Below are 24,269 nucleotides of genomic sequence, written 5' to 3'. Positions count from 1 at the left end.
AGACGTTGCATGGCATTGCAGACATCGCCGTGCAACGTCTCTACCTGGATGACCAACGACATATGTTGGCGTGACAATGCAACGTCTCTACGTGAATGAATCGTAAAGACGTTGCATGGCATTGCAGACATCGCCGTGCAACGTCTCTACACCCGATGACAGACGGCCCGTGGCACCGTCGCGATTGTATGGGCATGATCGTTCCGTCGGAGAGGTTCATACGCCAAACTCTCCTAGCGGAACGATCATGCCCCTGGCCCCCGCCCCCGGCAGACCATGGGCATGAACCGCTCATACACCACCACGTCCCGGCAGATTCTCAGCGTCACATCATCCACATACATGGTTGTGATGCCGCCCACACCGTCGTTATAGGTACCGATGTGGGGCTTGATCGTCATGCCGGCCATGGCGGTTACGTCATAGGTCTCCGCCAGCCACTGCCCGGCATTGGAGGTCTGCCACATCAGGAACTCCATGATGGCATTGCGGGCATCCAGCAGCAAGACATATTGCCGGTCGCTGTCCAGGGGCATACGGTCGGCCAGCATGCCTGGCCCAGGTTGGATCGATGCAACCCGCGTGCCCCCTTCCTGCATCATGGATTCTTGAGACAGTGGATAATACCAGAGTCTCAATGTGGCTGACACAGCGTCGGCTGGAATCTCGACCGCCTGACGGACCGAGGAATAGGCGCGAACATCCGGCCCGCCCGGGGGAATACCGGTGCGCATGGACCGGTGGCCCGTGTAGGCCTGCGCCGTGGAGTAATTGGCCCAATACATGGTGTCGGTAATCGTCCAGGATTCAGTGCGCTCGAAGCTGGGGTTGATGATCGCGTTGTAACAAAACAGGGTCTCGCCGCCTGGGGGCTCAGCGGGCATCGGCGGCACCGTCATTTGCCACCGGGACCGGGCGTCACTGCCAACCGGCAGCAATCCCGCTATCATGACAAACGTCAATGAAAGCAACAGTAAAAAGGGCAGCCCCGAGGCCCGATGCCTTGGGCAAAGAGTGCGAAACAGCCGGTGATTCAGTGTCGCTCTTTCTCGATTCATGGTATAGGCCTCGTTGATCCGGGTTGCTGGTCATCTGGTGATGGGGAAGCAGGTTGGGGAAAGATGACGAAGCCCATGGTAGACCAGCAGTGCTCTGGATATGATGACGGAGAAACGGAAAAAATGTTTCGCATAGTACTCGGTTTTCCTTGCGTGCACCGATATCAAATTGTGGTATAATATGGAATATCGGTATTGGTAACAACGGCTAACACTACAACCCACCTAAACCGAGAGCAGTTACCCATGCCCCAACCAGTGCTTGAGAGCACGGTTCACCACGACTGGCAGACCCTAACCCAGGAGAATTCGATGCGTCGCCTGCGGCTTTGGCGCGCCATCGAGATCGTCGTGGCCTTGATGTCCCTGGTCGCGCTGACAGTTCCCCTTCTCTTCCCCTCCTGGCCCGGGGCCCGGATTCTACCTTTTGCGCTGTTTTCACTGGCTTTCTGGATTCTGCCCATATGGACGCTTTTACGCACCCAGATGACAGTGGGTCCAGCCCTGTTACGCATACTGCCAATCCTTGGCTTGTTATTGGCAGCGATGCTCATTGCCATCATTTCCGCACCTGCCGCTGTAACCGGCAATGAAGGGCAGAATATCCTTATTCTGAGCGCAATGATTCCCGCGCTCACCTGGCCGGTGCTGGCCTGGTTAGTCCGGCGGTTCCCAACCCGCACCCGGGCCCTGGGGTTTACGACCATGGGGTGGCCAGCCAATCTGGTGATCGGCGCCGCGGCAGGTGCAGCCCTTGGATTGCATCTCTTGTTTTCAGCCGGACTTACCATGGGGCTTGCGCAACCCAGTGCGGCCATGCTCACCCTGTTGGTTTGGACTCTATGTTTCCAGGCCGGACTCTTGGCTGTCGGAGAGGAGATTCTGTTTCGCGGCCTGGCCTATGATCTGTTGATCGGCAGTCAGCCAGGAAATCCCATTGTTCCTGGACTGCGCATCGTGCTATTGAATTCGATCGTCTACCTGGGATTGTGGCCCAGTTTTAACCTCCAGGGAGTATCTGGGGTGTTCTGGTTCCTGGCTTATTCAGTTGTCCTGGCATTACTCACTACGTATCTACGCTATCGGCAGAGATCCCTGTTGCCCGGTATGGTCTGTCGCATCGTTTTCGCAACCCTGGCCATTCTCATCTTTGCGACATGAATAACCTCTTCGCATTTGGAAATCGGCAGGCAAAGCAGTTGGCGGGACCGGCGCTGAGCGACCGTTTCTTCGCCATTCTTGCCTCGGTAACGGCAGCCACCATGGCTATCATGGTGCTTGCCCAGGTTTTCCGGCCATCCTCGCTGGCCTGGATCCGGTTCCTGGCCGTGATTCCTTTGATCGTGGCTGCCTATGGTTGCCGCAACAGGGGATTCACGCTGATCCTGGTCGGTTTCTTCAGCGCTTCCTACCTGCCCGTCACACTGGCGGCCTGGGGAACACCCGAGTTCGGCGTCATCGCATTACAATTCATCTCCTACACGCTCTTCCTGGCCATCGTCGGCTACCTGGCCGGAAGCATCGCTGGTTTTCAGCAGACCCGCACAGCGCTGCGCGGCGCGGTTCGCGAGCGGGAGGCGTTGTTGGACCGGGCTACCGACCTGAACCAGGTAATCACCTTTGTCCTGCAGGAGGCCACTGCTACTACCTCGGCCGATGAGGCTACACTACTGATGCAGGATCCGGTTACATCCTCCTGGCAAGCTGTAACCGTCGACCGAGGTGTTCCGGAGGTTCGTTCCTTGAGTGAGCCGGCCGGACAATTGACTTTGGCCAAATGGCTGGTTGAACGAAACACCTCCCAATTGATGGGTGATCTTGACAGCGATCCCCGTTTTGTTGATGCACCAACCGCGACCAGCCTGTTGGCCCAGCCCTTGCGTTTGCCAGATGGCACTCCGCTGGCCATATTAGTGTTACTCAGGTACGGTGACCGGTGCTTCGGACCTCAGGATCTGGCCGCCATCGAAAGCCTGACGATGGCCGGTGGCCAGGCGATGATTCAGGCCGGTGTCATGGCCCGGATAGATGAAGACCTGGCTAAACAGGTTCGCCGTCTGACGGTTACTCAACATGCTGCCAGCGAGCTGAATGCCAGCCTCGATCCCACGCGAATCGCTCACGAGACGTTAGTCGCTGCCGTGGAGATCAGCGGCGCTACCAGCGGGCTGGTGGCTGTAGAGGCAGACGGAATCTCGCCAGTATTTCAAGGCTGGAACGTCGATCCGGATGCTGCATCGGTTAGCCACCTGGCTCAACTGGCGCGCCACCGTTCGGGAAAGGCGATAGATCCGGTCGCCCCCCTTGACGCGCCGATGTTTCTTTCCCAGCCCGCCTCCCAGATCTTGATGCCACTTCACCGTGACCAGCAGACACTGGGTTTCATTGCCCTGGAAGATGACCGGCCCGGGGTCTTCGGGCCTGGGGTTCAGCGAGCGCTGGCCGGGGTTGCCGATCAGGCTGCTATCGCCCTGGAGAATGCCAGTCTCTACGAACAGATCGTGCAGCAAAAACAAATCTACGAACAGATCGTGACCAGTATCGCCGATGCTCTGTTGACCGTCGATCACGACGGGCGCATCACAGGGTTCAACCCGGCTGCCGAACGATTGACCGGGTGGCGAGCTGAGGAGGCCGCCGGCCATTTGCTCTGCGATGTATTGATCTGCACCCGGGGAGAGGCGTGCGCCGAGGACTGCAAGTTGATGGCGGCCTTACGCGCCCCTCAGATCGTACGAGACGCCCATTGGATCATCGGGCAGCGGGCGGGCAGTCAGCGGGTGGTTACCCTGAGCGCAGCGCCACTGCCACCGGTAGACGGTGTCAACGAAGAGTTGGTGGTATTATTACACGACATTACCGAGCGGCACGAGATTGAGCAGTTCCAGCGCGACCTGATCGGCGCCTTTTCCCACGAACTGCGCACGCCATTGGCCAGCATCATTGCCATTGCTGATATGCTGGCTGATGGGCAGGTGACGCATGCGGCCGGACAGGCTGAGTATCTGGATATCTTGAGGGCCGAAAGCCAACGCCTAGCCGAGTTCGCGGGCAAAATGCTGGACGTGGCGCGCCACGATGGCGGCAGGCTCAGCCTGGAGACCCGGCCCATACCGGTGGGCCTCGTACTGAATGGCATGCTGGAGCAGTGGCGCGCGGCAATGCCTGAACGACCGTTGGACATGCCGGGACCCGCTGTGCATTTGTGGGCCTGGGCAGATGAAACAGCCCTGGAGACGATCCTTAACACATTGGTGGACAATGGCAACAAATACTCGCCGCCTGGGCGACCTGTTGAACTCTCCATCGTGTCTGATACAGCCGACACGGTAACGGTTGCTGTCCAGGACCAGGGTCCAGGGATTCCCGAGGAATTCAGGGACCTGATTTTCGAACGCTTCTACCGTTTGGATGCCAGCGATGCCCAAACGGTCTACGGCCACGGCCTGGGCCTGTACCTGGCCCGAAACCTGGTGAATGCCATGGGTGGGAAGATTTGGGTGGAGAATGGCCCTGGAGGCCTGGGCAGCAGGTTCTGCTTCAGCCTGCGCAGGGTCAGGGAGGAAACCCTTGAAACGGATTCTGCTTATTGAGGATGATGTCTCGTTGAACCGCCTGACGGCGCTGCAGCTACGCCACGAGGGCTACGAGGTCATCACAGCATTCGGTGGTCATGAGGGGTTGAACATGGCCCTGGAACAGTCTCCAGACCTGGTGATTCTGGATGTCATGATGCCGGTGATGACTGGCTGGGAGGTATGCCGTCACCTGCGCAGCGTATCGGACGTGCCCGTCATCATGTTGACAGCCAGGGGCACGCAGGAGGATGTGATCCAGGGGCTGGAATTGGGCGCCGACGACTACATTCGTAAACCTTTTGACCGGCGCGAGCTGTTGTTGAGGGTGCAGGCTCTGTTGCGCCGCAGCCCGGAGGAGCGCAGACAGCGAGCCGTACTCTATGACGATGGCACATTGAGCATCGATGAAAAACACCGGGTGGTGACGAGGGCCGGCAAGCCGGTGCATCTGGCACCTACCGAGTTTCGCCTGTTGACTTCTCTGGTCCGGCGGGCTGACCAGGTAGTGCCCCATGTGGAGTTATTGACCGACGTCTGGGGGCCGGAGTATGCCGAGGATACGGCCATTCTGCCGGTTTATATCCGTTACGTACGCAAGAAAATTGAAGACGAACCTGAAAGGCCCCGGTACATTGTCACAGAGTGGGGGATAGGATATCGCTTCATCTCCCGTGATGATTAAGCGAGCACCGGCTCCACAGCCGCAAGCACTTGCCTGCCAGCAATGACCGCGTGAGCACACCGGCAGACCTAACCAATCATAGCGCACAGATAAAAGCAGGCGAGGCAGTTATGCCTCGCCTGCTTCAGGGAATCTATCTGGCGGCTTGCAGTGATCGGGCGGATCACCGCCATTTCCGCTTCTGCTGGACTACATCGGAGGGGGAGGCACGAGGCAGGCAGCCGGCACGCTCATGTTGCCGGAACCGGCGACTGCTGTCACCGCAGCGTCGCCGTTGCCGATGATGTGCCAGTCGATGGCGTGTGCCTGGTTGCCCTGCCCCTGGCCTCCCATCAGCTTGGCAATGGGCGTCGCGTTCGAATCTTCCGTGTACTTGATTTTCGTGCCGACGGGATAGGGTCCAAAGACCGTGCCACTTCCGGTATCGGTCACGAACATCTCAAGGTCTTCCGGGGGCCAAACCAGGTCTTCGGCCGTCATCTCGTAGAATCCATCCTGGTTCTGGCCCTGCCCGCCCTGGCCGGGCGCGTTGGGATTGTTGTTGCCGTGGGGGTTAACAGTTGGCGTGCAGAACGCGTCCGGAGGTGTGGTATCTACCCAATCCTTGGTGACATCTGTGCAGCCTGTCTCACCCAGTGGATCGTTGAGGGTAACGCACGCCTCAATGGTGTCGGTGCCAAGGCCAGCCGGCCCTTGCACGGCCGTGTACTCATACGATGCCACGCCGCCGGCATCCGTCGCACCATTGTCGGCCGCCGGAGCATTGGGACCAGCCGAGATTTCGAATTCGATCGTCCGTCCGCCGACCGGTGCCAGGCCCGCCGCAGGACCAAGCAGCGTGGCCAGGACCTCGTGCGTCTGGCCCGGTGTGCCCAATTCGTTGATCAAGAAATGACCGGCTGGACGGAATGAGACTACGAATGAGAATCTCAAGTTATCGGAGAGAATATGTAGTTGAAATTGATCCATTGGCGATTCCAAGAGATTCCCAATAAACGGAGATGGCTTTTTGTGGTAGAATGAAGGGTGAAGTAAGAGATCCAAGTGTGGTAACTTCAATGCAACTACCGTATCGCGAACCTGGCTGGGTCTGGATGCCATCGACCAATGAGCGAGTAACATGCAACCGAGCGGATGGGCATTTCTGGCTGAAGCACAAAACCCCGATGGAGGTTGGGGATACGCAATCGCGCAGGACTCCAGCGTCGAGGCCACTGCTGCAGTTGTCATCGCAACAAGTGACGACCCAAAAATGCCGGAAGCACGGGTCCGTGCGCTTGACTGGCTGGATGCCGCCCAACACCGCGACGGTGGCTGGGGCATTTCGGCTGACGACCAGCAGAGTGGCTGGCAAACCGCCTGGGGGTTGCTGGCGATAGTCACGGCAGGTAGTGCCGAGGACTCAGTCGCCAGAAGCGCCCAGTGGCTGTTGGACGTGGATACGCCCGAACCCAGCGCCGATGCCATGCAGCAACTACAACCACTTCTGGAAATCGACCTGACGCTCAAGGGCTGGCCCTGGTTACCGGGACAGGCCACCTGGATCGAACCCACAGCCCTTGCCATGCTGGCATTAGCTGTGGCCGGCCATGCCGACTCGCCGCGCGTCACGAACGCGGTCCGATATCTCACCGATCGACGCTGCCCGGGTGGTGGCTGGAACGTAGGCAACCCGGTCATGTTCAGCCAGCCCCTGCCCCCCCGCGCCCATCCCACGGCCTGGGCACTGCTGGCGCTATCGCGTATTGCCCCTGAGACAATCATGTCGCAAGATGTGGCAGCAGTGCGCGAAGCCATGGCCGACGACGGCGGCGCCCTGGCATTGGCCTGGGGACTGTTGGCACAAAAAGACCTGGGCCTGGACGACAGTGCCGCTTCCGATCGATTGGTGGCGCAACAACAGCCCAACGGCAGTTGGAATGCCAATCCCTATCACACTGCGGTTGCCTTTATGGCAACTGGCAGAACGGTCCCATGGTAACCGCTGGCCAACAATGACCTCACCGAGACTCAGCCGCCGCGCGTTCCTTCGATTGGCCACCCTTGCAACGGCCGGTGCTGGCGTAGTGGCGCTGGATCGAATGGTCCAGCCCATAGGCCTGGCGCGAGCTGTGCCCTGGTTAGTGCGTGGGCAAACCCAAAAACTCTCATCGAAACCCGCCGTGGTCGGCCTGGCATCCTGTCCCAGCTACGATGATACACTGGACTGCCTGCGCGACCTGTGGCGCCAATCGGCCATGCCTGACGTGGCCGGCAAAAGGGTGCTGGTCAAGCCCAACCTGATCGACCACATCGAGGGACATCCCGCTACCACGGCGCCCCAGGTTGTCGCCGCGGTCCTGGACCTTCTGGCTGAGTTGGGTGCAGCCAGGGTAATCGTTGGCGATGGACCTGGCTTTCGACGCGACGCAGCCCCCGTTGCAGAAGCCAGCGGCCTGGCGGCGGTGCTGGCCCACCGTGGAATCAGCTTTGTGGATCTGAACTATGATGACCCGCGGCCTGTCCCTGTGGGTCGTGAGTGGTTTCTACAGCAGAGGGAACTGTGGCTGCCTCTCCATGTAAGAGAGGCCGACCTGATCGTATCGGTGCCCAAGTTAAAAACCCATCATTGGGCGGGGGTGTCTTTGAGCCTAAAGAATCTGTTCGGCGTGGTACCCGGTGTGCGTTACGGATGGCCAAAGAACATGTTGCACGTCAACGGAATCGCCCTGAGTATCCTGGGCATTTTCCATGCAGTTCCTCTAGTGGTCTCGGTTGTGGACGGCATCATCGGCATGGAAGGTGATGGACCGTTGTTTGGCACGCCGGTGCGCCACGGACTACTAGCAGTTGGGGCCGATCCCGTGGCTGTGGACGGGCTTTGTGCCCAGCTTATGGGTTTCGACCTCAACGATATCCCTCATCTTTCCCTTGCTGTGCTGACAGGCATAGGGCAACCGAACCGGATTGACGTTGTGGGCGGCTCGATCGAAAGGCTGCAGCATCCCTATGCCCGACCTCCCGCGTGGTGAAACGAAGGCGAGTAATGCATCGAAAGCACTGCCGCATCCCACAGCCCAACAGCGCTTTCCAACCGTTCGATAGAGGATGATATTGGCAATTACACAGATGGAGGGAATAGGTTGCAAAATTGACGTGGTCAGTCCCGTGACCCCGGAGAGTATCACACGGTTTTTACCTTCACTTGCCCCTTTTCTCGGCGGGATCGATACCACTCTACGCATAGGTACCACAGCAAGAGAGCTGGCCCGAACCAGACATACTCAAAATCGTTGTTTCCACCGTGGCGGACCAATGCTAGCAGGTTGATCATCAGGTATGATGCCGATATCAACAGGACAGCTATCCGAGGCGGAGGATTGGTGACCAACCAGATGGCAAGAGGAATCAGTATCACAAGCAACACGATCTTGTCCGAGGACCAGCCGTAGGCCGCGGTCAACACCGACACTAACACGACTGCCGGCATTTGTTCAATCCAACGCCATTGACTACCATCATGCCACCAGCGAACGGCCAGCCACGCAAAGCCCAGTGACACGGGCAGGATTTGCAGGACGGTGTATCGAGCGCCAAACACCCAGCGGAGGAAACCGCCCAGTGTAGGCGTGGCCCAGTCGTTCGGTGGATAACTCGTGGCCGCGTGCAGGTATTGCAGGATCACCGGAGGGTTGACAATAGAAGCAATCATCAATCCCCCAAGCAAGGTTGTAGCCGCGCCGGCAAGCACCCTCCACCGTCGGTGTGATATGGTCCACAGCACGAGAGCTATCCAGAATAAGTAAAGTAAGTGCGGTTTGATTGCGGTCAAAGAAGCAAACATGCCCGCAACCCAAGGTCGTCGTCTCCCTTCAAAAAAAAGGAATCCGGCCACTCCCAGAAGCAACAGGCCGCCGATCTGGCCAGTCTGTAGCAAGGCAAACGTTGGATAGAATGTGAACGCGATCAACCAGGCGAGCCAGTAGTTGCGCGGGGGACCGTCGAACGCGTGCCACAGCCAGCTTGCCGACAGCGCTATTACAAACATCTGCAGTAGGAACCAGAGAAAGCGACTGCTTGGATAGGACAACAGAGCCAGCGGCATGGCGATGGCGAGCGTAAAGGGAGGATTCCACATCATCACCGGTACCCCCTCGTGCCGGCCGATTTCTAGCTGTACTGGGAGCAGCTCGTCCGGCGCAAAAGGGTTGCCCCCGGTCATGTTCAGGTAGCCGGCTGCCCAGTATTCCACGTAGTCATCCACCTGTAACAGGTTGGAAGACATGAATGTATCTGCGCGCCAGGCGAGAGTAATCAGCACACCGACGAGGAGACCAAAAATAAGCGTGCGACGAATTGAAGATCTACGCGTGAACAGTTTCAGCATGATCGCCGTGACCTCACCAATATTTTTGACTATCACTGCTGCGCATCTATTGCCATTGGTCGGTAAATCGTGGCGTCGGCCCAGATTCCTTCTGGCTCGTATGCCTCAACAATCGCTGTCCACATCTCTTGGGTCCAATGAGTTGATTGTGCGGCATTGCTGCTGTGGGAAGAAGGTGGATGACTTACCAGGATTAGTCCGAATTTCCCTGTACGAATATCTTCGACCAATGGGGTCTGATCCCACACACCTTGTCTCGAAAGTTGAGTCATCTCGAATGGCTGCAATACAATCTGCCCCTGGCGAAGCACCACCTCTGCGAGATGCTCGTCAGCCAGAACCGGTTCAGTTTCGGCCTCGATAAGCCCCGCAAGCTTGTCCAGTTGGATTCTGGCCGAATCATCAAGACCGGTCGAATAAAACAATGTGTAGTTTGTGGAAACGAGAATCACGCTCTGTACGGCCAACAATAGATACAAAGCCGGAAGGGTTTTTTGCCCAGATGCCCGCCAGCGAGCTAATACAGTTCCACAGAATAGAGCGAGTACAACGGACAGTTCCAGGAAATAATTGTATCCTGCGCCGATTTTTCCAGCTGCCAAGCCAACGCCTATTGCTGCAACAGCGTATGAGGCCGGTAACATCATGACAGGTCGCTTTGCAATCACGGCGCCACCGATTTCGCTCAAGGCAATTGCGATAAGTATTGGCATTGTAAGTGCAAATATGGTGAACATGGGCAACACTCGTCCAAGAGAATAGTCGTTCATGTTCGCCACAATGGTATGCAAAAAGAAACCGCCCCTGGTGACTAGGTTTAGCCCCGTGAATACTCCCAGAACAGATATCCCGCCGATCAACAGGAAGGCGCGGGCTTTTTTGCCATCGTGGGAAAGAAACCAAACGAACACTGCCACAGTGGCAGCAAGCAGCGTGGTCTGACGTGTAAGAAATGCTGCGGTTACAAGCAAAGTAACTAACCACGGCGACCAAGTTGTTGACCAGAATCTCACGGCTATGAGTATTGCCAGCAGGCTTAGAGCCAGAGCCAGCATGTCTACCCGAATAAGAGTTGCCCACCTTACAAAAATCGGAGACGCAGCAAAAATCAAGGCAGCGATTACACTTGCGCCGAGATCCTGGGTCAGCGAATGGATTATCAACCCTATGAACACGACCGAAGCGATAGCTGCGGAAAGCGTAACAACGCGGCCAGCCATCAATTCCGATTTGAACATGGTACTACTCATTGCCAGGGCAGTGATGTATAAGGGGGGGTAATTGGAGACGGTATACGGATAATCGGTCCATCCTACTGGGTAGATCGTATTGCCGGACAGTAACACGCGAGCCTGGTGGAGAAGAGGGCCCTCTCCATAGTCCACTGAATAGGGATGGCGGAGCATCCTTGCCCAATATTGATTCGTGCGCAAAAAGGTAATCGCAAGGATGGTCAGAATGAAAAGCAGCCCGATTCTGTCAATCCACAGACGGTGTTTGGGTGACACAGGTTTTTTCCTGTCATGTGGCTGTCCGCAATACGCCGTAGATGAGCATAGATACAACCGATAACAATACACAGAAGCCCCAGAAGAAGTGGGTGCGGCCCGCCGGCCACGAGATACTGGTCGCGGCAAAAGGCACAATCATGTACCAGGGAAAGCTGCCACCGTGCACAACAAAAAGGTAAAGGAACGTAAGTACGCCCCACCACCATATTAGATGTGGCCAGTCGTACTGATTTTTGATTGCCATGATTATCACGACAATCAACAGCCCAAGAAACGCCAGGCTCAGAGTGAGCACGAAGGTATCAAGGGTGTTGGATTGCAATCGGGTCCAGTCGAAGACCTGGCTAGTTGTTGTGAAGCGACCGTATAATGACAGCCACAGCGGGTTCGGCATAAGGTTGTCGGCTGGACTGGCCGGAAATATTACCCTTACCGGGCTCGCTTTTCCCAGGGTCAAAGGCAGGACCAGCAGGCCCCAAGCGAGAATAGCAACAAGTGCTGTCTCGAGAATGAAGCGGCCGCGCTCGCGCCAGGTCTGTTGCCTCGCGAGATAGTATACCACGAATAGAGGAAGTATCAGCGCCGTGGTCAGCTTTGTGGCCACTGAGAGCTGAAGGGAAAGCCATCCCAACAGCACGCTCCCCTGGACAGCTATGAAGATTCCCAGAACGGCCAGAGCGAGCATTGCTGCATCCAGGTGAGCGCTGCCGGCGGTTTCGAGCAATATCAGCGGATTCCAGCCATAGAGAAGGAAGGAAACCAGGCCAAACGCACCCGTAAGGCGACGAGCCAGGAGGAATACGACGCTGCCGGCCACGAGGTTACACATCGCCGCGAACACCTTGAACAGCAGCACGGTCTTTAAGATGCTGTCGCCACCAAGTGCAACGAGGCCTGAGGAAATAATGGTCCACAGCGGACCGAGACGGCTGGTCGTCGGGTTGAATGCGGTCAACAGCGAAAAAGGATCCTCGGGTACAGCCGCTCCTGACACAACGTAAGGGTTTAGGTTGTAATGAACGACGATGCGCCCGTAGAGCGAAAAGTGATTCACATCTGAGGACAGGACCGGGGGCATGAAGAGAGCAAGTAAGGCGTTCAAAAACAGGAAGTATCCCCCCGCAAAATAGATGCTCCGGCGTCGCTGCGCACCTTTCTCCAGGCGTTGAGCTACGGGAACTGTCACCAGAAAGACCAGCCAAAGGCCAACAGTGGTCAATATGGCACCACGGCGGAAATCCTCGGGGCTGATCGCCAACCTGGGATACGACCACAAATCGCCAAACAACGTGATCGATTGTAAGTTCAGGCCATAGGGAGAGTCGTAACCAGGCGGATAGTTGATGAAAAGCAGAATATACAACACGAAGAGCACTGTCAACGCCAGACCCAAACCGGCCAACAGCGCCAGCAACCATGCCTGACTATTCCTGATTGGGGATTTCGCGGACAAATATCACTTCCTCCTCGCCTTCGAAAACCTGCTCCCATTCTCTTGCGCTTTGAAACAGTACGGCGGCCGGGCTATCTTGGGGAAGAAGGACCACCTGAATGTCGTAATCCTCCAACACCTGACGCCAGCCGGGACGCACCCCGGCTACCTCGCCATAACGATCCATAAAGGCGTCTCCGTAGACATCGGCCCGGCCGTCAATGAAAACAAGACGCTCAGGAAACAGCTCATAGATCAGGTAGCCGCCCCAGGCATACTCGTTGAGCAAGTTACCGGGAAGATCGTTGTTGCGCAGATATGCGACACCCTCCGAGGGATAGCTAACTGTGCTTGGTTGCTGTCCTGTTTGCAGGTTCAACTCGCCCTGATTAATCCTGACAAATGCCCACAGCAATGTGATGGGCAAGAGCAACCATAGCACCAGCAAAGGCATTGTTCGGCGCCATGTTGCCAGCTGCTGCCCTAACACTGGAAGCCAGGTCAATAGTCGGGCACCCAACAAGGGCATCACCGCGATTGCGTAGAGCGGAACATGACGCACCGAACGCAGTGCCAGGAAGCCCAGCAGCAGCGACCAGAGCACTTCCGTCAGTCCCAGGGGTTTACCCCCCAGCCCGACGACCGTAGTTACAAGTAGAACAATGGCGAAGCCCAAGAATCCTGGAACGTGGAAGTCGGGCGATTGCCACTCCATGATGAAACGCATGGATGCGTTTTCTGTGCCCGCGTAAGAAAACGGATATAGGAGGGCTTCCAAGCCATGAGGATTGAGCAGCACGGCCACGGTGCTGAGCAGCGCGACCGGCAACAGGATCCGTAACGGGATCGAGACATCTCTACGGCGGCTGGTCAAAGTTTCACCGACCACGGCCAGCCATAGCAACACCAGGCCGATCACATAGCCACCGTGGAAGTTGACCCAGGCCACGAACAACACGGGCAGGATCCAGAGTGAGCGCAGCTTTCCTTCGAGCTTGGCGTAGCTAAGAATAAGGACCGTGACCGCCACCAGAAGTGCCGTTACCATCTGCGGGCGCACGTTGGCCGATGCGAAGCCGACCATGATAGCAGTCAAGGCCAATAGGCTGGCTCCCAGTTCGCCAAGCCCACGCAGACGGCAAGCGGCGTAGACCGCTAGCAGGCTCAGACAACCCAGTAAGCCGAAAAGTAACACGTTGGCCCGGTAGCCTGCACCCCGTTGCACGAGAAAAAACACTACCTGGCTCAGCCACTCATGGGTAATCCAGGGCCGACCGGCCGTGGTATAGGAAAAAATATCCTGGCGAGGCAACATGCCCGTCTCGACGATCATCTGGCCGGTACGCACGTGCCACCAGTAGTCAGGATCAGTGTTGCGGAAAAAGTAGGAGCCCGCCACCAGGATCATGAGAGGGACCAACAACAGAATTGTACGGCCCCAGGCCCTGCGAACCGGCAGAATATCGGCTGATCCAGAATCGACTGTATGTTCTGTCACGATCCACCTCTCGTTACACGTACGGACATCACGGCGTTCCCTCTGCCGTTGGCGGACCACCGGTACGGATAAATATCACAGCGGCCGGATCCGTGTAAACCTGACGCCAATTCGGGGATTGCCTGGCAGCCTCGACCAACCCTCGTTGATTTTTCGGGCCAAGCATCAGGGTGTTGACTCCCATGTCCACCAGCCGTTGCTGCCAGTCGCCCTCGGCGGCCGAGAGCGACTGGTATTCCTGCCATAGGGACAGGGGGTAAAGCTCAATCCTGGGATCCACAAAGACCTGGTAGTCGGGATAGGCAGCCCAGATCAGATAGCTGCCAAAGCCCATCTCGTGAAACAGTTTACCCGGTAGCTGCTGTTGTTTCATGAAGTCGGTGGCAACTACCGGAGTCTCGTCGGAGATCAAGTTGCGACGAAACGCCGGCAAGGGCAATCGATCCTTCAACCAGGGGGTGGAAAACACCATGCCAACAACCAGGCCTGCAGCGATGAGATAGTTGAGGACTGGATATTGGCGGCCATCCCCCTCCCGAACCGAGCCTTCTGGTACTCTCCTGTCTGGCATCGACCCAACCCGGTTGGCGGCCGCCACCAGATGCCTGGACACGATCGGCGCCAGCGCCAGGCCAAACCACGAAATGCCGCGCGAAGTGCGCAGCGCCAGGCCGGCAAATAGCAGCAGAGTGAGTACCTCAAAAAGACCTGGACGCAGCGGCGAGACCACTAACAATACCACAACCAATAACAACCCGAGAAAGAAGATCGTACCTGACACCGTACCGAACGAGGGCGCCGCCCACTCGGTCGCCAGCTTCTGCACTGCAGGATTGGCTGCCAGAGATCCCACATAGCTGATCAGGCCCGCTCCCCTGGGGTTGACCAGCGCCGCCATCGCCGAGAGCCCCAACGCTGCCGCCGGTGGGACCACCTGGCGGGCCGAAATCCATTCCCCGGAGGCAACTCGCCGGTATAGTGCCTGTCCGACCGCATTGGCCAGCCAGATTCCCAGCATCAGAAATCCCACCGTGAACGAGCCATGGCTATTGGCCCAGAGAAGCATCGTCATCGGAAAGACCGCCAACAGCCAGCTTCGCGGCTGACGGCGGTACGCGTAGATGGCCCAGAGGAATATTGCCCCCAACAGAAAGGCCGCATCCTGGGGCCGCACATTCCAGTCGTTATAGCCCAGCAGGGCAGCAAAAAAGGTGCCGGCGGCCGCAGCCCGCCAATTGCCAGATACCTGCCAACATAGGACCAGTAGTACGGCACACGCCGCCGTGATGACAACAGCGTTGGAGAAGATGACTGAAGCCGGCCCACCGAGGGAGTAGAGGCCGAAAAACGCCAGTTCCACCAGCCAGAAGGCCGCGAAGTTGTCGTAGGGTGTTCCGGCCATGGTGTATGAAAACTGGTCGACAGTCGGGATTGCCCCGGTCGCTGCAATCACCTGGCCAGCTCGCAGATGCCACCAGAAGTCGTGGGGACGCAGAGGATGGGTACTGGCAAAAAAGAAAATCACAAAGAGCACCGATAGTGCCCACACATGCTCGATACGCAGGCCAGCTATCCAGTTTCGCGGGCGAAAAACTTGCTTTTGCATGACAACGCGTATTAGAAATTGATGTTACGCCGACTGCTGACCACCGACCGTTACCTGCGTAACTCCAGTTATATTAGCCTGAAGCAGACAATTTGACAAGCGCCGCTGCAGTTTTATCGACCTTCTAAGGATGTTCTAAGAACTGGCGCCGTCGTGCGGAGAGTTTTGGTGCTATAATTAAGACGCGGAAAAATCCACTATTTGTTGGTACCACCGCAAGAACCAACGAGAGGCTGGTAACCTCACCAGGAGAGCGGGACCTGTGTTCCACTATCTCAACCAACATGCTGCCTGAACAGCGGGCGGCAATCCATTTCAACCACGGAGGACCCAAACCATGTTACAGTATCTGTTCACTTACCTTACCTCGATCTTTTCCGATGAAGAGGGCCAGGACCTGGCCGAGTATGCCATTCTGTTGGGGCTGATTGCCATGGTTGTATTGCTGGCGGTGGTCGCCGTCGGCACCAATCTCAGCACCGTATTTGGCAACTTCAGCACCAACATTAGTGGCTGGTTTAGTAGCTAATCGGCGTTAAGCCCTCAGGCACCAAATGGCAGCGGCACGATCTGCAAGGCCGCTGCCATTTGGCTGCGTTCCCCTGTTTTTGGCTTGTAACTCTATTCCATATCAGGTATACTGGGGGCGGTACCGTTGATATCCGCATCCGGAGGGAATGCCATGCCTTTGTGTCGAAAAGATAACGGCGGCCAGGAGTTAGTGGAATACGCCATTGTCTTTTTCGTGCTATTCCTGCTGATTTTGGGGATTATCGAGTTCGGCATTATCATATTCTCCCAAAACAGCGTTACCAACGTGGCGCGCGAGGGCGCGCGCTGGTCGGTAGTGCGCCGGTCGAGTCCAGATCCCAGCACCTATATTCCGGCTATCGGCGGATCGGTCAATGAGACCTGTCCAGGCACTCACGCTGTTGTTGTCGCAGCATGTACCAAAGCGCTCGCCCTGGATCCCGGTCAGTTGGCGGTCACCGTGTCCAGGCCCAACGCAGCCGAGATCAGCGTGGAGATCCGCTACGATTACAACCCTTTCTTCGGCTTGATCGAGCCCTTTTTGCCCAGCGGCCTGACCCTGGGCAGCCGGTCAACCATGCGGCTAGAATAGGAGCACTATATGGTGCGCACTCGTGGATGCCTGTGGCTTACGGCCGGCGTGGTGGTGGCCATCCTGGCCGGCGTTGTCGCGTTCCTGACCCTGAACCAGCTCAGCGAGACCCCGGACGGGCAAGGGCCCTTGGTTGCCGGTGCCGAGCGCCCGGTGGTGGTGGCCACCCAGAATATCGAGGTGGGTACCCTGCTCACGGCAGATATGCTGGAGGCACGGGATGTCCCGGCCGGTGCCGTACCTGAGGGATATGTGGACGACCTGGAGAATGCCATCGGCAAGATTACCTTGGGCAATCTCGTCCCCGGCGAGGTGTTGCTGGCTGAACGCCTGGCCGATCCCAATCTCATCTCCGGCGACGGGCGCATAGCTTTGGTTCTCTCCGACGGCGAGGTGCTGATGGCTTTTCCCATCGAGGACCTGATGAGCCGGATTGCGTTCCTCAAGCCAGGAGACCACGTCGATCTGCTCTTTTCGCTGGACTTCCCCACCGACCGGGGCGTCGAGGGCAGAGATGACACGGAGCAGGCAACCTTTAACCTTCTGCAGAACCTGACCATCGCTGCCATCGTCGGCGGAGAAACCACCACCGGTGGCACGAGCAACGCGCCGCAAGCCATTTTATTGACCGTTACCCCCCAGGATGCGTTGACCCTCAAGTATGTCAAGGATGCCGGCGGTATCGTCGACATTGTGGTGCGGGCACCCGGAGATGAGGGGCCCTTTGAGACGGAACCGGTGGATGTGGATTACATGCTGGACCGTTACGAGATTCCCAACGCCGTGGGGCGATAATCGTTATGTCTTTTCAACCCCCTTCGTGTTTCTGGCTAATTCAGGTTAACGGAGAACCGGCGTGGCAGGATTGATTCCAGGCGAAACCCTTCGCATGTTGCTTGTCAGCGTCGAAGAAAACGTTCGCGACGAGGTAACTGAAGCCCTGACCGGGCGAATCGGCGAGTACCGGCTTTATTGGATATCCCAACCGGATCTGGCTCCCCTGCGCGCCCAGGACCTGATCCCCCACGTGGTGCTGCTGGACAATGCCCTGGGCAACGCCGATGTAGCCGGCTTGATCCGCCAGCTTCAGACCCGGGCCCCCGGTGCGGCCATCCTGATGCTGGTGCCCGCCGATGCCATGGAAATGGCCCAGCAGGCGGTGCTGGCCGGTGCCCGCGGTTTTGTGGTTAAACCGCTGCAGGCCGAGGACCTGGAGGCTTCCTTGCGCCAGCTGCTTGGCCGTCCCGCCGCCGTGGCTGCCTATAGTGAGATTGGGACGGAGATTCAGCCCGGTCGCAGCGTAGTTTTCTGTGCGCCCAAAGGGGGTACCGGTCGCACCACCCTGGCCATCAACACCGCCATCAGCCTGCACCAGGTCACCGGTCAGCCGGTCGCCCTGGTGGACGCCGATTATGCTGCCCCGGCCATCGATGTCGCCCTGAATCTGCCCGGACAGCGCACGGTGTTGGATCTGTTGCCCCGGTTGGCCAGGCTGGACCCCGACCTGATCATGGGCGTTATGATGCCGCATGTATCTGGCGTCCAGGTGCTGCTGGCGCCACCGCCGGCTGACCTTTCGAACCCCATCTCGCTGCCGCAGGTTCAGCAAATCCTGGCGTTGCTCAAACGCATGTTTCCCTGGGTAGTCGTGGACCTGGGGCTGCCCATGGATGAAACGGCATTCGCCTTTCTGGACGGCGCCGACCGCATTGTCATGTCGGTGCTGCCCGAAATGGTGGGGCTGCGCAACACACGCCTGATGATGGACCTGCTCCATGAACGGGGTTATCCCGACGAGCGGGTCTGGCTGGTACTCAACCGTGCCAGCATGAAAGGTGGCATACCGGTGAGCGACATCGAAGAGCGCCTGCGGGTATCGGTTCAACAGCGCATTCCCGACGACCAGGCGCTGGCCACCCATAGTGTCAACCGGGGCGTGCCGCTGACCATGAGTCATGGCCGCAGTTCGCTGGCCCGCTCCTTCAAGAGCTTCTCGCAAAGCCTGATCGAGGATGTGGCGCGCGAGGACCCCACCTGGCAAGGCGTGCAAACTCAGTCCGGTAGCAGCTTCCTGGATCGCCTCTTCCGCCGCTCCAAAGCGGTGGAATCACAATCATGATGATGTCAATATGTCATCGTGTCATCATGTCACCATGACATTTGGACCAATACTCGTCTCATTGCTGGTAGCACTTTCCGTGCTCATGGGCTTTATGGCCCTCTGGCGCATGTTCGGCGCGGCCAACCCGGTGGAAGAACGGCTGACCGAATACAGCGGCACCCTCGATACCGGCGCGGAAGGCTACCTGGGCCAACGCAGTCGCCTGCCGGCGCTGAATCGTACGTTGGCCGGTTTCGGTTTTGGGCCCCGCCTTGCCGGGTCGCTTACCCGGGCCGACATATCCATGACGGCAGCCGAGTATTTCCTGATCATTTTCGGTGCGGCCCTGGCCGGCCTGCTGATCGGCCTGTGGCGCGGCGGTGTCCTGCTGGCCCTGGTGCTGGCGGCCCTGGGTGGGTTCCTGCCTCTCTTTTACCTGCGGGTGCGGGAAAACCGCCGCCGCAGGGCCTTCACCGAGCAGATACCGGACATTCTCACCTTGATGGTAGGCGCCCTGCGGGCCGGTTACGGCCTGACCCAGGCCATGGGCCTGCTGGTGGACGAGATGGCAGAGCCAGCCTCAAAGGAATTTTCCCGGGTCATGCAGGCCATCACCCTGGGCGTACCGATGCAGCGAGCCCTTTCCGACATGGCCGAGCGCGTCGGCAGTGTGGACTGGGATATGGTGGTGACCGCCATCAACGTCCAATATGAGACAGGTGGCAACCTGGCCCAGACTCTCGACACCATCAGTTACACCGTTCGTGACCGCATCCGCCTGCTGCGCGATGTTCAGGTCATGACCGCTCAACAGCGCTTCACCGGCTATGTGCTGGCTGCGCTGCCCTTCATCGTCGGCCTGGCCATGTTCCTCATCGTGCCAATGTACATCAGCCGCCTGTTTGAGCCCGGCTGGATCCGCCTGCTGCCGGTGGCTGCCCTGATTCTGCAGCTCATCGGTTTTCTGATTATCCGCCGTATCGTGGACATCGACGTGTAAAAAAAAGTTAAGAGAACGCCCTTAGCCCATCATCTGAGACGCCGAATGTTAACGGAATTTGCTGGCCTGGTTTCCCCCTTTTTGTTTGCCGCCCTGGTTGCCCTGGCGGTGGTTCTGGTATGGATGGCCTTTGCACCGGCGCGCCCACCCAGGCAGGTGGAGGAGCGACTGGAGGATTACCTGGACCGGGCCGACATGGTGCTGGAAGGGGAGATGAGCCAGCCCTTCGTCAGCCGGGTGATCCTGCCCCCTGCCCGCAGTGGGTTGAGCCTGCTGGGACGCATATTGCCCCAGGGGTCTATCCCTGCCATCCAGCACCAGCTGGTCATGGCGGGTAACCCGGGCAGCATGACCGCCCTCGATTTTATGGGCCTGCGTGTGCTGGTGGCGCTGCTGATGGCAGTGGGCGCGTTCCTGTTGGTGAACCGCAATCAGGGTTTCACCCGGTCATTGTTGTTCAGCCTGGCCATGGCGGTCATGGGCTATCTGCTGGTGACCTACTGGCTCAAACGGAGAGTGCGCAAGCGCCAGTACCAGATCCAGCGGGCTTTGCCCGATGCCCTGGATATGTTGACCATCGGCGTGGAAGCCGGCCTGGCCTTTGAATCGGCTCTGTTGCGGGTAGGGGAGCGCTGGGACAACCCCCTGACCCAGGAGTTTCGCCGGGCCGTGGCTGAAATGCGCATGGGTACCTCCCGCAACGTGGCCCTGCAGCGCATGGTGGAACGTACCGGCGTGCAGGACCTGCGTACCTTTGTGGCCGTGTTGATCCAGTCCAGCACCCTGGGAGTCAGCATTGCGGAGGTGCTGCATACCCAGGCGGCCCAGATGCGGGTCAAACGGCGCCAGCGAGCCGAGGAGTTGGCCCGCCAGGCGGGCGTCAAGATGGTTATCCCCCTGGCGCTGTTCATCTTTCCAGCCATGTTGGTGGTGATCCTGGGTCCCACCATCCCAGCCTTTATCGATCTCTTCCGCACCCTCGGCGGCGGCTAAATGAGAAGCTGACAATCAAGGACATCCCGTGACGATAGCTTCCGGACAAAACCTGGGATACGACGATCCCCTCTATAGCCAGGGCATGGCCCATCTGCAGGCAGGCCGCTGGCAGGAGGCTATTCGCTGCTTTGAGGCCCTGGCGCAGCAGTATCCGGACGATAGCTCGGTAGAACAGATGTTGGCGGAAGCGCGCTTCAAGGCCAAACTGGACAGCGCTGTGCGGGTACGGCCCAAACGCTCTACCTTCCCCTGGCGCAAATGGCTGGTGCGCGGGCTCATTCTGGCCTTGCTTGTTTTTATGGTTTACCAGGGTATCAACCTGGTTAACAGTCAACTCATTCCCTGGCAGCAAGCGCAACAGGACAGGATACGGCGTCAATCACTGTTCAGCAGGGCAGAGACGGGTGTCGAAAACGAAGATTACGACCTGGCACAAACAACCCTCAACGAACTGCTGGCGGAAGCGCCCGAATACCCAGGTGCAGCCGAACTGCTGAATGAAATAACCATCGGCCAGGAACGCAGGGGCCTTCTTGAGAATGCCATAGCCAGCTTGAATGAGGGAGAACTCACGGCAGCGCAACTGGCCTTTTTGGATTTGCAGGAACGTTATCCTGGCTGGCGAAACGCCGACTTGGAGACATACCTGCAACAGATCAAAAAGCGCCAGAAAATGATCCAGAACTTCCAGGAAGGTGCGGTCCTGGCCCAGGCCGGACACTGCCAGGAGGCGCTGGTCAAGCTGGAACAGGTGCGCAACACCGACCTTGACTATCAGCGTCCCAAGGTCGAGCGCTACCTGGCCGATTGTCATCTGGCACTGGGCCAGGAGATTGTCATCCAGGTCCCGCCCCAGGTGTCCCAGTTGCCCGTGGCGCTGGAGCACTTCGAAAAAACGCTGGTGCTGCGCCCCAAGGCTGCCGAGGCATCCCTGCAGCGCGACCTGGCCAGCCGTTTCCTCGTGGGCAAGGAGCGCTTCGACAACGATCAGGTGGACCAGGCGCTGCCCTTGCTGCGTTCCGTCTACGACCTGAACCCAGGCTACCTGGATGGGCTGGCCCTCAACACCCTCTACGATGCCTATGTGGGCAGTGGTGACCGATTCCGCGCTGCCGGCAACTGCAACGATGCCTACGAACAGTATCGCAAGGGGTGCCAGGAGTTGCCGGTGGACGACAATACGCTGGCCTGCTCCCGTTTCGAGGAAGCGGTAGCCTGTGTAACACCCACCAGCACCCCCACAGCGACGCCGACAGCCACGCCGACAGCGACGCCCACGCCCACGCCGCGACCGACTGCACCGCCAGCGCCGACGCCCACACCACTCTCGGCAGAAGCGCTCGTCCAGCGCTACCGGGGCAAAATCCTCTTCCGGGCCGACAAACCGGAACAGAGAGGCTGGTGGGTCATGAACGGTGACGGCACCGGGCGTACCTATCTGGGCGATGCTCCCGAACTGAAGGAGATGTACGAACTGGTGCGCGAGCGGGAAACCTGGTCGCCTGACGGCAACTGCCGCACTTATACCATCCAGACCGGCGACGATGATTATCCGGCCGTCTACGCCCAGTGCCAGCCGCCACCCGGCGGCGTCCAGGATATCTTGCCCACCTGGAAGATCTCCCAGGGATTGACCAAGGTGGCCTATGACCCGGTCTGGTCCCCCGATGGCCGGCGCATCGCCTTCGTCAGCCAGAACAAGACCAGCGACGACATCTGGATCGCCAACTCGCAGGATGGCACCGAGCAATGGAACCTGACTCATAACGACTGGGAGTGGGATAAACATCCCTCCTGGTCATCGGACGGCCAGCACATCGTATTCTGGTCCAACCGCGAGGGCACCAAGCAGATCTACGTCATCGACGCCGATGATATGCGCCTGTGGACCAAGGTCAGCAGCACCACCTGGGACGAGTACAACCCGGTGTGGATCAAGTAACAGTATTGAAACGATAGGAATCTAAATGGTCAACCTTAAACGAAACTCACCCCGGGTCAATAGTTCGCGTTCGCGGGCTTACGGCTCCCCACTGAATGATAACGGCGCCTATAACCAGGTGCGCGACCGTGTGCAACGACGACTGCTGTCGGAGTTGAGTCCCGCGGTCACCTCGGAGAATCCCGACGAGGTCCGCCGGGCCCTCGAACGTATCTTCAACGAAGTCATCGTCGATGAAGGGTTACCCCTTAGCCGCACGGAGCGAGCAGAATTCTTCGAGAAGATCGTGTCCGACATCCTGGGTTTCGGCGTGCTGGAGCCGCTCATGCGCGACGAGAGCATCACCGAAGTCCTGGTTAACGGGCCGAATCAGATCTACATCGAACGCAATGGCATTTTGCAGGAAACGGATCTGAGTTTTCGTGATGACCAGGAGTTGATGCGAATCATCGATCGCATTGTCTCTCCCCTGGGCCGGCGAGTGGACGAGAGCAGCCCCATGGTCGATGCACGTATGCCCGATGGCTCGCGCGTCAATGTCATCATCCCACCCCTGTCATTGATGGGACCATGCATCAGCATCCGTAAATTCTCTCGCGCCGCTTTCACCGGCGAGGACATGGTGCGCCTGGACACTTTGCCACGGGAGTGGCTCGACTTTCTGCGCACCTGTGTCCAGGCCCGCTTGAATTTCGTGGTGTCGGGTGGCACCAGCACCGGAAAAACCACCCTGCTCAATGTGCTTTCCAGCTTTCTACCCGACGGCGAGCGTATCGTCACTATCGAGGATGCAGCCGAGTTGCAGCTCCACCAGCGCCACCTGGTCCGCCTGGAAGCGCGGCCGGCCAACGTGGAAGGCAAAGGGGAGGTGAGGATCCGCCAACTGGTGATCAATTCGTTGCGCATGCGTCCCGACCGCATCGTGGTCGGTGAGGTGCGTGGTGGGGAAGCCCTGGACATGCTGCAGGCCATGAATACTGGCCACGACGGCTCTCTGACCACTGCCCACTCCAACAGCCCGCGCGATACGCTGCATCGCGTCGAGACCATGGTACTCATGGCTGGCATGGACCTGCCGCTAAAGGCTGTGCGCGAGCAGATCGCCTCGGCCTTCGACCTTATCGTGCACCTGGATCGCCTGGTGGACGGTACCCGGCGCGTGGTACAGATCACTGAGGTGCAGGGCATGGAGGGAGATGTCATTGTAATGCAGGACATCTTCCGTTACGTGCAAAGCGGTGTAAAAAACGGCAAGGTGGAGGGCCATTTCACCGCCACCGGCGTGCGCCCCAAGTTCATGGACAAGATTCAGGCGGAAGGTCTCTCGGTTCCGCCGAGCACCTTCTCACCAGTGCAGCAGAAACGACGCTGGTGAG

General features: G+C 58.4%; 20 protein-coding genes. 13 read left to right on the top strand and 7 right to left on the bottom strand.

Annotation, left to right across the window (positions count from 1 at the left end):
• Positions 1 to 245: 245 nt before the first annotated feature.
• Positions 246 to 1,058, bottom strand: a complete 813-nt coding sequence (locus tag U9R25_20405) for a hypothetical protein (GenBank protein MEA3338258.1) — start codon at positions 1,056 to 1,058, stop codon at positions 246 to 248.
• A 246-nt stretch (positions 1,059 to 1,304) separates the two neighbouring features.
• Between U9R25_20405 and U9R25_20400 the strand changes: the two genes are divergently transcribed.
• The 3 genes from U9R25_20400 to U9R25_20390 are packed head-to-tail and all read left to right on the top strand — an operon-like array spanning position 1,305 to position 5,318.
• The gene (locus tag U9R25_20400) at positions 1,305 to 2,219 is read left to right on the top strand and encodes a CPBP family glutamic-type intramembrane protease (protein MEA3338257.1); all 915 of its coding nucleotides are present in this window, start codon (positions 1,305 to 1,307) and stop codon (positions 2,217 to 2,219) included.
• Positions 2,216 to 4,651, top strand: a complete 2,436-nt coding sequence (locus tag U9R25_20395) for an ATP-binding protein (protein ID MEA3338256.1) — start codon at positions 2,216 to 2,218, stop codon at positions 4,649 to 4,651. The genes U9R25_20400 and U9R25_20395 overlap by 4 nt, the downstream gene beginning before the upstream one ends.
• The gene (locus tag U9R25_20390) at positions 4,629 to 5,318 is read left to right on the top strand and encodes a response regulator transcription factor (GenBank protein ID MEA3338255.1); all 690 of its coding nucleotides are present in this window, start codon (positions 4,629 to 4,631) and stop codon (positions 5,316 to 5,318) included. Before U9R25_20395 ends, U9R25_20390 begins: the two co-directional genes overlap by 23 nt.
• A gap of 189 nt (positions 5,319 to 5,507) precedes the next feature.
• On the opposite strand, the gene U9R25_20385 is transcribed toward U9R25_20390, so the two are convergent.
• Complete coding sequence (locus tag U9R25_20385; GenBank protein ID MEA3338254.1) at positions 5,508 to 6,287, bottom strand: hypothetical protein; 780 nt, start codon at positions 6,285 to 6,287, stop codon at positions 5,508 to 5,510.
• A 151-nt stretch (positions 6,288 to 6,438) separates the two neighbouring features.
• Between U9R25_20385 and U9R25_20380 the strand changes: the two genes are divergently transcribed.
• Together U9R25_20380 and U9R25_20375 are read left to right on the top strand one after the other, a co-directional pair.
• The gene (locus U9R25_20380) at positions 6,439 to 7,299 is read left to right on the top strand and encodes a prenyltransferase/squalene oxidase repeat-containing protein (protein ID MEA3338253.1); all 861 of its coding nucleotides are present in this window, start codon (positions 6,439 to 6,441) and stop codon (positions 7,297 to 7,299) included.
• A gap of 13 nt (positions 7,300 to 7,312) precedes the next feature.
• Positions 7,313 to 8,329 (top strand): DUF362 domain-containing protein, encoded by a 1,017-nt coding sequence (locus U9R25_20375; protein MEA3338252.1) that lies wholly within the window; start codon positions 7,313 to 7,315, stop codon positions 8,327 to 8,329.
• Between the two features lie 152 nt (positions 8,330 to 8,481).
• Here the strand turns inward: U9R25_20375 and U9R25_20370 are convergent, their stop codons facing one another.
• From U9R25_20370 to U9R25_20350, 5 genes are all read right to left on the bottom strand, one after another.
• The gene (locus U9R25_20370) at positions 8,482 to 9,582 is read right to left on the bottom strand and encodes a glycosyltransferase family 87 protein (protein ID MEA3338251.1); all 1,101 of its coding nucleotides are present in this window, start codon (positions 9,580 to 9,582) and stop codon (positions 8,482 to 8,484) included.
• Positions 9,583 to 9,716: 134 nt separating this feature from the next.
• Positions 9,717 to 11,192 (bottom strand): glycosyltransferase family 39 protein, encoded by a 1,476-nt coding sequence (locus U9R25_20365; GenBank protein MEA3338250.1) that lies wholly within the window; start codon positions 11,190 to 11,192, stop codon positions 9,717 to 9,719.
• 13 nt (positions 11,193 to 11,205) lie between these two features.
• Positions 11,206 to 12,648, bottom strand: coding sequence for a hypothetical protein (locus U9R25_20360; GenBank protein ID MEA3338249.1), 1,443 nt, complete (start codon positions 12,646 to 12,648; stop codon positions 11,206 to 11,208).
• A complete protein-coding gene (locus tag U9R25_20355; protein ID MEA3338248.1) occupies positions 12,620 to 14,125 on the bottom strand; it encodes a hypothetical protein in 1,506 nt (501 codons plus the stop codon). Before U9R25_20355 ends, U9R25_20360 begins: the two co-directional genes overlap by 29 nt.
• Positions 14,126 to 14,153: 28 nt before the next feature.
• Entirely contained in the window at positions 14,154 to 15,731 is a 1,578-nt protein-coding gene (locus U9R25_20350) for a hypothetical protein (GenBank protein ID MEA3338247.1), read from the bottom strand.
• Positions 15,732 to 16,068: 337 nt separating this feature from the next.
• Between U9R25_20350 and U9R25_20345 the strand changes: the two genes are divergently transcribed.
• The 8 genes from U9R25_20345 (at position 16,069) to U9R25_20310 (ending at position 24,268) form a co-directional block, all read left to right on the top strand.
• Positions 16,069 to 16,260: a Flp family type IVb pilin gene (locus tag U9R25_20345; GenBank protein ID MEA3338246.1), complete on the top strand. Its 192-nt coding sequence runs from the start codon at positions 16,069 to 16,071 to the stop codon at positions 16,258 to 16,260.
• Between the two features lie 153 nt (positions 16,261 to 16,413).
• Positions 16,414 to 16,854, top strand: coding sequence for a TadE family protein (locus tag U9R25_20340; protein MEA3338245.1), 441 nt, complete (start codon positions 16,414 to 16,416; stop codon positions 16,852 to 16,854).
• A gap of 9 nt (positions 16,855 to 16,863) precedes the next feature.
• Positions 16,864 to 17,649, top strand: coding sequence for a Flp pilus assembly protein CpaB (cpaB, locus tag U9R25_20335; GenBank protein MEA3338244.1), 786 nt, complete (start codon positions 16,864 to 16,866; stop codon positions 17,647 to 17,649).
• Between the two features lie 61 nt (positions 17,650 to 17,710).
• Positions 17,711 to 18,973: a response regulator gene (locus U9R25_20330; protein ID MEA3338243.1), complete on the top strand. Its 1,263-nt coding sequence runs from the start codon at positions 17,711 to 17,713 to the stop codon at positions 18,971 to 18,973.
• A gap of 34 nt (positions 18,974 to 19,007) precedes the next feature.
• Entirely contained in the window at positions 19,008 to 19,955 is a 948-nt protein-coding gene (locus U9R25_20325) for a type II secretion system F family protein (protein ID MEA3338242.1), read from the top strand.
• 45 nt (positions 19,956 to 20,000) lie between these two features.
• Positions 20,001 to 20,948 carry a type II secretion system F family protein gene (locus U9R25_20320; protein ID MEA3338241.1) on the top strand — a complete coding sequence of 316 codons (948 nt, stop codon included), beginning with the start codon at positions 20,001 to 20,003 and terminating at the stop codon, positions 20,946 to 20,948.
• Between the two features lie 28 nt (positions 20,949 to 20,976).
• Complete coding sequence (locus U9R25_20315) at positions 20,977 to 22,893, top strand: tetratricopeptide repeat protein (protein ID MEA3338240.1); 1,917 nt, start codon at positions 20,977 to 20,979, stop codon at positions 22,891 to 22,893.
• Positions 22,894 to 22,918: 25 nt separating this feature from the next.
• Entirely contained in the window at positions 22,919 to 24,268 is a 1,350-nt protein-coding gene (locus U9R25_20310; protein MEA3338239.1) for a CpaF family protein, read from the top strand.
• Position 24,269: the final 1 nt, after the last annotated feature.

Source organism: Chloroflexota bacterium (genome assembly GCA_034717495.1).
Classification (GTDB): Bacteria; Chloroflexota; Anaerolineae; order JAAEKA01; family JAAEKA01; genus JAYELL01.
The sequence above is the reverse complement of the archived record's forward strand: the minus strand, read 5'-3'. Positions and strand labels throughout refer to the sequence as shown.

What these genes read in the sequence shown, in the direction of transcription:
- U9R25_20405 (MEA3338258.1), bottom strand. Translation starts at nt 1,058, where the DNA reads ATGAATCGAGAAAGAGCGACACTGAATCACCGGCTGTTTCGCACTCTT.
- U9R25_20400 (MEA3338257.1), top strand. Translation starts at nt 1,305, where the DNA reads ATGCCCCAACCAGTGCTTGAGAGCACGGTTCACCACGACTGGCAGACC.
- U9R25_20395 (MEA3338256.1), top strand. Translation starts at nt 2,216, where the DNA reads ATGAATAACCTCTTCGCATTTGGAAATCGGCAGGCAAAGCAGTTGGCG.
- U9R25_20385 (MEA3338254.1), bottom strand. Translation starts at nt 6,287, where the DNA reads ATGGATCAATTTCAACTACATATTCTCTCCGATAACTTGAGATTCTCA.
- U9R25_20380 (MEA3338253.1), top strand. Translation starts at nt 6,439, where the DNA reads ATGCAACCGAGCGGATGGGCATTTCTGGCTGAAGCACAAAACCCCGAT.
- U9R25_20375 (MEA3338252.1), top strand. Translation starts at nt 7,313, where the DNA reads ATGACCTCACCGAGACTCAGCCGCCGCGCGTTCCTTCGATTGGCCACC.
- U9R25_20370 (MEA3338251.1), bottom strand. Translation starts at nt 9,582, where the DNA reads ATGTCTTCCAACCTGTTACAGGTGGATGACTACGTGGAATACTGGGCA.
- U9R25_20350 (MEA3338247.1), bottom strand. Translation starts at nt 15,731, where the DNA reads ATGCAAAAGCAAGTTTTTCGCCCGCGAAACTGGATAGCTGGCCTGCGT.
- U9R25_20345 (MEA3338246.1), top strand. Translation starts at nt 16,069, where the DNA reads ATGTTACAGTATCTGTTCACTTACCTTACCTCGATCTTTTCCGATGAA.
- U9R25_20340 (MEA3338245.1), top strand. Translation starts at nt 16,414, where the DNA reads ATGCCTTTGTGTCGAAAAGATAACGGCGGCCAGGAGTTAGTGGAATAC.
- cpaB (MEA3338244.1), top strand. Translation starts at nt 16,864, where the DNA reads ATGGTGCGCACTCGTGGATGCCTGTGGCTTACGGCCGGCGTGGTGGTG.
- U9R25_20325 (MEA3338242.1), top strand. Translation starts at nt 19,008, where the DNA reads ATGACATTTGGACCAATACTCGTCTCATTGCTGGTAGCACTTTCCGTG.
- U9R25_20320 (MEA3338241.1), top strand. Translation starts at nt 20,001, where the DNA reads ATGTTAACGGAATTTGCTGGCCTGGTTTCCCCCTTTTTGTTTGCCGCC.
- U9R25_20310 (MEA3338239.1), top strand. Translation starts at nt 22,919, where the DNA reads ATGGTCAACCTTAAACGAAACTCACCCCGGGTCAATAGTTCGCGTTCG.